The organism is Corallococcus sp. AB049A, from assembly GCF_003668885.1.
Lineage (GTDB): Bacteria > Myxococcota > Myxococcia > Myxococcales > Myxococcaceae > Corallococcus > Corallococcus interemptor.
Map to the genome: position 1 here is coordinate 1 of NZ_RAWL01000456.1, position 6,734 is coordinate 6,734.

6 protein-coding genes and 1 tRNA gene are annotated in these 6,734 nt (G+C 69.2%); 1 reads left to right on the forward strand and 6 read right to left on the reverse strand.

Annotation, left to right across the window (positions count from 1 at the left end):
• Positions 1-488 precede the first annotated feature (488 nt).
• Entirely contained in the window at positions 489-1,475 is a 987-nt protein-coding gene (locus tag D7X55_RS33310; protein ID WP_121725168.1) for a TerC family protein, read from the forward strand.
• A gap of 97 nt (positions 1,476-1,572) precedes the next feature.
• Here the strand turns inward: D7X55_RS33310 and D7X55_RS33315 are convergent, their stop codons facing one another.
• The 6 genes from D7X55_RS33315 to D7X55_RS33340 form a co-directional block, all read right to left on the reverse strand.
• Positions 1,573-1,863 (reverse strand): hypothetical protein, encoded by a 291-nt coding sequence (locus D7X55_RS33315; RefSeq protein WP_199747270.1) that lies wholly within the window; start codon positions 1,861-1,863, stop codon positions 1,573-1,575.
• A gap of 237 nt (positions 1,864-2,100) precedes the next feature.
• Positions 2,101-2,172, reverse strand: a tRNA-Val gene (locus D7X55_RS33320).
• An 84-nt stretch (positions 2,173-2,256) separates the two neighbouring features.
• Positions 2,257-2,541, reverse strand: a complete 285-nt coding sequence (locus D7X55_RS33325) for a hypothetical protein (RefSeq protein WP_120553111.1) — start codon at positions 2,539-2,541, stop codon at positions 2,257-2,259.
• Positions 2,542-2,555: 14 nt separating this feature from the next.
• Positions 2,556-2,981 carry a hypothetical protein gene (locus D7X55_RS33330; protein WP_121725167.1) on the reverse strand — a complete coding sequence of 142 codons (426 nt, stop codon included), beginning with the start codon at positions 2,979-2,981 and terminating at the stop codon, positions 2,556-2,558.
• A gap of 9 nt (positions 2,982-2,990) precedes the next feature.
• Positions 2,991-4,616 (reverse strand): Hsp70 family protein, encoded by a 1,626-nt coding sequence (locus D7X55_RS33335; protein ID WP_120553114.1) that lies wholly within the window; start codon positions 4,614-4,616, stop codon positions 2,991-2,993.
• 153 nt (positions 4,617-4,769) lie between these two features.
• Positions 4,770-6,734 (reverse strand): ATP-dependent helicase (locus D7X55_RS33340; RefSeq protein ID WP_147470305.1); only part of this gene is annotated, 1,965 nt, incomplete at its 5' end.

Below are 6,734 nucleotides of genomic sequence, written 5' to 3' on the forward strand. Positions count from 1 at the left end.
GAGCGGGGCTGGGCGCGGGGGTGCTCACCTCGCCGCTCGGGTTCGTCGTGTCGCCTTCGGGGCTCGCGCCGCAGCCAAAGGCATGGAGCGCCAGCAGCAGCGCGCTGGACGTGAAGACAAATCGGTTCCGCATCGGGCAGGGGGTTTCCGTGCTCGGGGGCCTTCAAGACGGGCAGCGGCCGCGACGCCTTCGCCGGCGGCCCTCGTCACCCACGCTCCAAGCCTCCGGGCTCACGGGCCACGGGAGGTTCGAGCGCTCGGCTGTTCTCGATGGCCCGGTGAAAGCGTTCTTCAGCCGGGGTCTTTGCAAACCGCGGCGGAAGTGAACACTTCCCCTGGCGACAAGGGCCTCCAGAGCCCCCGGCCGGCCGTCTCCCCCATGCTTCCGTTTTCTCGAAGCATCGCGTCCGGATTCTCTATTTGCCGAAGAGTGCCCGCGCTCCTATTTGAGAGGGGTTGGCTCCCCGTGCCTTCCCCAGGTGAACGTCTTGGAATCCTTCCAAACCATCGGCAGCCCCCTCTTGTGGGGCGGCTTCATCGCGTTTGTCTTCGCGATGCTCGCGCTGGACCTCGGTGTGTTCCACCGCAAGGCCCACACCGTGAGCTTCAAGGAGGCCGGCGCCTGGAGCGCGGTGTGGGTGAGCCTGGCGCTGACGTTCAACGGCTTCCTGTGGTGGCGCTATGGCTCCGGGCCGGGGATGGAGTTCCTCACCGGCTACCTCATCGAGAAGTCGCTCTCCGTCGACAACATCTTCGTCTTCGTCGTCATCTTCTCCACGATGAAGGTGCCGGCGCTGTACCAGCACCGGGTCCTCTTCTGGGGCATCCTGAGCGCGCTGGTGCTGCGCGCGGCGATGATCTTCGCGGGCGTGGCGATGCTGGAGCGCTTCCACTGGCTCATCTACGTCTTCGGCGCCTTCCTCATCCTCACGGGCGTGAAGCTCTTCATCCAGCGCAACCACGAGGAGCACCCGGAGGACGGCTGGCTGATGCGCACCGCCCGCCGCGTGATTCCCTCCACGCCGAACTTCCACGGGCAGCACTTCTTCACGGTGGAGAACGGCCGCAGGCTGGCGACGCCGCTGCTCATGGCGCTGATGCTGGTGGAGGCGTCCGACGTGCTCTTCGCGCTGGACTCCATCCCCGCCATCTTCGCGGTGACGCGCGACCCGTTCATCGTCTTCACGTCGAACATCTTCGCCATCCTGGGCCTGCGCTCGCTCTTCTTCCTGATGGCCGGCGCGATGGAGAAGTTCACCTACCTGAAGGTCGGCCTGTCCGGAGTCCTCGTGTTCGTGGGCGCGAAGATGGCGCTGGTGGACGTGGTGCACCTGTCGCCGGCGGTGTCCCTGGGCGTCATCGCGCTGGTGCTGGGCGCCAGCATCGTGGCCTCGCTGGTGAAGGCCAAGAACACGCCGCCGCACGCGCCCAACGGTGAGAACGCGCCGGACACGCCGGCGCCCGCGAAGAGCTGACGCTCCAGCGGAACAGACTTTACGGCTGTGGGTCCCATGGGGTGTGGGGCTCCGGGCCCGGGCCCTCGAAGTGCATGGGGGTCCGGGCCTCTTTTTTTCAGTGGGCCCGGGACAGCTCCATGAACTCCAGCCAGGAGCGGATGGCGTCCTCGAACTCCTCCAGGGGCAGGTCCTGGGAGCGGCCGGGGATGGCCACCTCGCTGTGGATGGAGGCCCGCGCCCGGTTGAGCTCCAGGCTCCAGGTGTCGCCGGTGACGTCCCAGCGCTCCCTGCGTCCCTGCCGCAGCGACGCCAGCACGTTCAGCATCCCCTGCGCCCGGTTCGCGTCCGGCCGCAGCTCCTGGGCAAGGTAGTCCGCCAGCACGTCGTCGGGCGGCAGGCCACTCACGACCGCCCGTCCCTGCTGATCCCACGTGAATCGCAATGTCCTGGGCACGGACGTGAAGGTCGCACAGACGGTGGATCGCAGGCCACGACCCGCCCCTGCCGATTGCGCCGGAACCCGACACTGCGGCGCCGCCGCGTGCGGCAGCCAACGGGCGTCTCCGCCTCGCGAGCAGGCCCGTGTCGGACGCTGGAAAAGCGAAAGGCCGTGAGCCCCTGGGGACTCACGGCCTTTCTTGAGTGGGCGCGGCAGGTTTCGAACCTGCGACCCCTGCCGTGTGAAGGCAGTGCTCTACCGCTGAGCTACGCGCCCTGCTGTCTGCCGTCCGCCGCGCGACCCGTGCGCAACGAACGCGGCGGTAAATGCCATTCGCCTGCGCGAGTGTCAACGCCTTTTCTAGGAGGATTCTTCCGCGAGCTCCTCCAGCTTCGCGTCCAGCTCACGCAGCCGGCGCTTGAGGCCCGCGAGCTGCTTCCCCACGGCCTTGAAGTCCCCCTTCGGCGCGAAGTGCAGGGCCTTCATGACCTCTTCCTGTCCGCGGTCCAGGGCCTGCTTGCCGCGCTGGACGCGGCCAATGGCCTGGGCCAGGGCCAGGGCGCGCTTCTCGTCGGCCATGAGCTTCTCCATGGCCATGCTGGAGAGCCCCAGCGCCTGCTTCTTCAAGTCGTCCCGGATGCCCATGGTGGCGGTGTCCTTCAGGGACCGTCAGGGAACTCGGTCTTCAGCGCGGCGAAGACGCGGTCCGCGATGCCCTTGTAGCGCATGCGTTCGATGAGCGGCTGCAGGTCCCCCCGCATGGAGATGCGGCGCTTGAGCACCGCCTCCACGGGGTCCAGCGTGCCCAGCAGCAGCTGCTTCCAGACGGAATACGGCGCGCGGGCCAGGTACACCGGCTCCAGCTCATCCAGGTCGTCCGGATCCGACAGCACGCGGGCCCGCTTGATGTCGCAGTCCCCGGGCTCCACGTGGATGACGAAGGGCTTGTCCAGCTTGCCCTTCTCCGCGTCGATGACGGCCCCGAAGTCGCCCTTCCAGCCCTTGCCGGCGATGGCGCACTCCGGATCTGCATTGGTCAGCCGGACGGCCTCGTCCAGCCACTCCTTCGACGGAAACTTCGGCATCGCGCCTCCCTACCCCCTGCGGAAGATGCTCTTGATGCTGGAGAAGAGCCCCCGGTCGTCGTTGCTCGCCCCGCTGCTGCTCGACGGGGCGGCCTGCGCGTTGCGCGAGGCGACTTCCTGCAGGGCCTTCTTCAACTGCTCGGGCGTGTCGCGGGTGGCCAGATCCACCTTGCGCGACATCCCGCTCGCGTCCTCCACCTGCACCTGGAGCAGACACTCCTCGGTGAGGCGGAAGTCGATCTTCCGGCCCGCGGCGGCGGCCGGCACCCGGACGGTGCCCAGGTATTCGTTGTCCACCATCAGGTCGCTGTCGCCCTGGTAGATGTCCAGCTCGATGAAGGACGAGCCCGGCTGCTGCGGCGGCGGCAGGCGGAAGCTCTTCACCATCGGGATCAGCGAGTTCTTCTCGATGATGCGCTTCACGCGGCCGTTGGGCATCGCGTAGCCGATGGGCATGGACAGCGCGTCCAGCAGCGTCACCGCGTCGATGCTGCCCAGCGAGTCGCCCAGGAGCGCCGCGCCCAGGGCCACGCACTCGTCCGGGTGGACGCCCTTGCGCGGGGCCTTGCCGAAGTGGGCCTGGATCTTCTGCTGGACCAGCGGCATGCGGCTCTGGCCGCCCACCAGGATGATCTCGTCGATCTCCGAGCGGCTGATGCCCTTCTCCGCGAGCACGCGGTCGCAGATGTCGAAGGTGCGGTCCACCAGGTCGCCGGTGAGGTTGTTGAGGTAGTCGCGGGTCAGCGGGATGCGCAGATCCAGCGGCTTGCCCTTGCGCTCTTCGATGTAGGGCAGGTCGATGACGACGTTGGGGATCAGCGTCAGGTCGATCTTCGCGGCCTCGGCGGCGTTCTTGATGCGCTGGAGGGCGATGGGGCTCTCGGTCAGGTCGACCTTGGTCTCGTCGCGGAAGCGCTCCAGCACGTACTCCATGATGCGGTTGTCGAAGTCCGCGCCGCCCAGGAACGAGTCGCCGCCCGTGGCCAGCACCTCGAAGACGTTGCCGGCCAGGTGCAGCACGCTGACGTCGAAGGTGCCGCCGCCCAGGTCATAGACGAGGACCTTCTGGTCCAGGCCCCGGTTGAAGCCATAGGCCAGCGCCGCGGCGGTGGGCTCGTTGACGATGCGCTTGACGTCGAAGCCGGCCAGCCGCCCCGCTTCCTTCACGGCGTTGCGCTGGTTGTCGTTGTAGTAGGCCGGGACGGAGATGACGGCCGCGTCGATGGGGCCGCCCAGGAACTGCTCCGCGATCGTTTTCAGCTGCGACAGCACGAAGCTGGAGACCTGCGGCAGCGTGTAGAGCTTGCCGCCCAGGGTGACGGCGGTGTCCCCGTTGGCGTCCTCGACGATGTCGTAGGGGAAGTACCCCTTGAGGTCCTCGACGGCCTTCGAGTGGTACTTGCGGCCGATCAGGCGCTTGGTGCCCCAAAGGGTGTTCTTGGGGTTGGTCACCATCTGGTCCTTGGCGACGCCGCCGACCAGCAGGTCGTTCTTGGCGGACAGCGCGACCACGGAGGGCAGGATGAGGTTGCCGCGGTCCGTGGGGACGATCTTCGGGATGCGGTTGCGCACGGACGCCACCAGGGTGTTGGTGGTGCCCAGGTCAATCCCGACGATGCGAGGTCTGTCCGCCATGAAGGTCAACGTGCACGGCTCAGGGGGAGGCCGCGCCCGTCCTCACTCTCTAGCACGTCGAGCCGGCGCGTGCGCGTTTCTAGGCGGATGCTTCCTCCCTGACTGTAGTTCTGGCCAGCCCGCCCACCAGGGGGGCTGATGGCCGGGAGGGGCCTACAGGTCCCGGTCCGGATCCGGCCCCAGGTCGCGCAGGCGGATGGGCCCGTCGGGCTCCGGGGGCGGGAGGGCGTCACACACCGCGTCAGGCCCCACGGGCAGCTCGGACAGGAAGCGCGACGGGGTAAGCAGGAGCCGTCCGTCCTCCCGGGGCAGCGAGGTGTGGGGGTACACGAGCCACAGCGCCTCCCGGGCCCGGGTGACCGCGACATAGAAGAGCCGGCGCTCCTCTTCCTCGTTTTCCGGGTCGCGGGTGGCGAGCGACAGGGGGAAGCGCCCATCCGTGAGGCCCAGCACGAAGACGGTCCGCCACTCCAGCCCCTTGGCCTGATGGACGGTGGTGAGGGTGAGCACGTCGTCGGGGGCCTCACCGTCCAGGGCCGCCCGGGCGGAGAACTCGGCCACCAGGGCGATGGCGGACAGGAAGCGGGGCACGTCCTCGAAGCGGCCGGCGAACTCCTGGAGCTGGCGCAGGTCCTCCGCGTGGGAGTCCTCCGGACCCGAGGGTTCGCGCGCCGCCAGCACGTCCGCGAGCAGCGCGCCGGGGCTCCGGACGCCCTGGCCGGACAGGGTGGTCATCAGGGCCTGGAAGCGCTGGAAGCCGGCCTGGGCCTTGCGCGGCACGTGGGCCTGGACGTCCGGGTGGGCCAGCGCGTCCGGGAGGGACAGCTCCGGAGGCAGCGCGGCCAGGGCGGTCCACAGGTGCTCCGTGCTGGCGGTGCCCACGCCCGGGAGCTTCCGCGCGAGCCGCTTGAAGGCCAGCTCGTCGTTCCGGTTGTGCGCCCATCTCAGGTGGGCGAGCGCGTCCTTGACGTGGGCCTGTTCGAAGAAGCGCACCCCGGAGCGCACTCGGAACGGCACCCCGTGGCGCGTCAGCTCCAGCTGGAGCTCCAGGGAGTGCAGGTGGGCGCGGTACAGCACCGCCATGGACTCCAGCCGGTGCCCCCGGGCGCGCAGCTCCAGGACGCGCTCGGCGATGAAGGCGGCCTGGGCCTTCACGTCGCGGGTGGGCACCACCTGGGGCACGGGGCCGGGCGCGGCGTCGGACACGAGTTCCTTGGGGAACTGGCGCGTGTTGCGCGCGATGACGGCGTTGGCCAGCCGCAGCACCTGGGGCGTGGAGCGGTAGTTGCGCGTGAGCGGGTAGATGCCGCAGCCGGGATAGCGCTGGGGGAAGTCGATGATGTTGGTGAACGCCGCGCCCCGGAAGCTGTAGATGGACTGGCAGTCGTCGCCCACGACGGTGAGGTTCTTGCGCTCGCCCACGAGCAGGTCCACGAGATCGCCCTGGAGGCGGTTCGTGTCCTGGAACTCGTCCACGAGCACGCCCTGGAAGCGCCCGGTGAGCTCCGCGCGGACGGACGGGTGGTCCTCCAGCAGCCGCTTCAGGTGCGCGAGCAGGTCGTCGTAGTCCATCAGGTGCAGCTGGGCCTTGCGCTGCTGGAAGCGGCGCGCGGTGGCGAACACCTCCGGGGCCACGGGCAGCATCTCCCGGCGCCGGTCCACCAGCACCTGGGACACGGGCTGCTGGAGGTTCGTGGCCAGCGACACCAGGTCCAGCAGCGCGTCCGGGCGCGGGAAGCGCTTGTCGCTGCGCAGCTTCCGCTCCGCCAGGCACGTGGCCATCAGGTCGCGCGCGTCCTCGCGGTCCAGCACCGTGAAGCCGGTGGAGAAGCCCAGCGCGCCCGCGTGCTGGCGCAGCAGCACGTGCGCCGCGTGGTGGAAGGTGCCGCCCAGCAGGCTGCCCACGTCCGCGAAGCCGCCGGCCAGATCCTCCACGCGGCGGATCATCTCGCGCGCGGCCTTGTTGGTGAAGGTGAGCAGCAGCAGCGAGGACGGCGGCACGCCCCGCTCCAGCATGCGCGCCACGCGGTACGTGAGCGTGCGCGTCTTGCCGGAGCCCGCCCCGGCGATGACGAGCACGGGCCCCTCCCCTGCTTCCACGGCCGCGCGCTGCTCGTC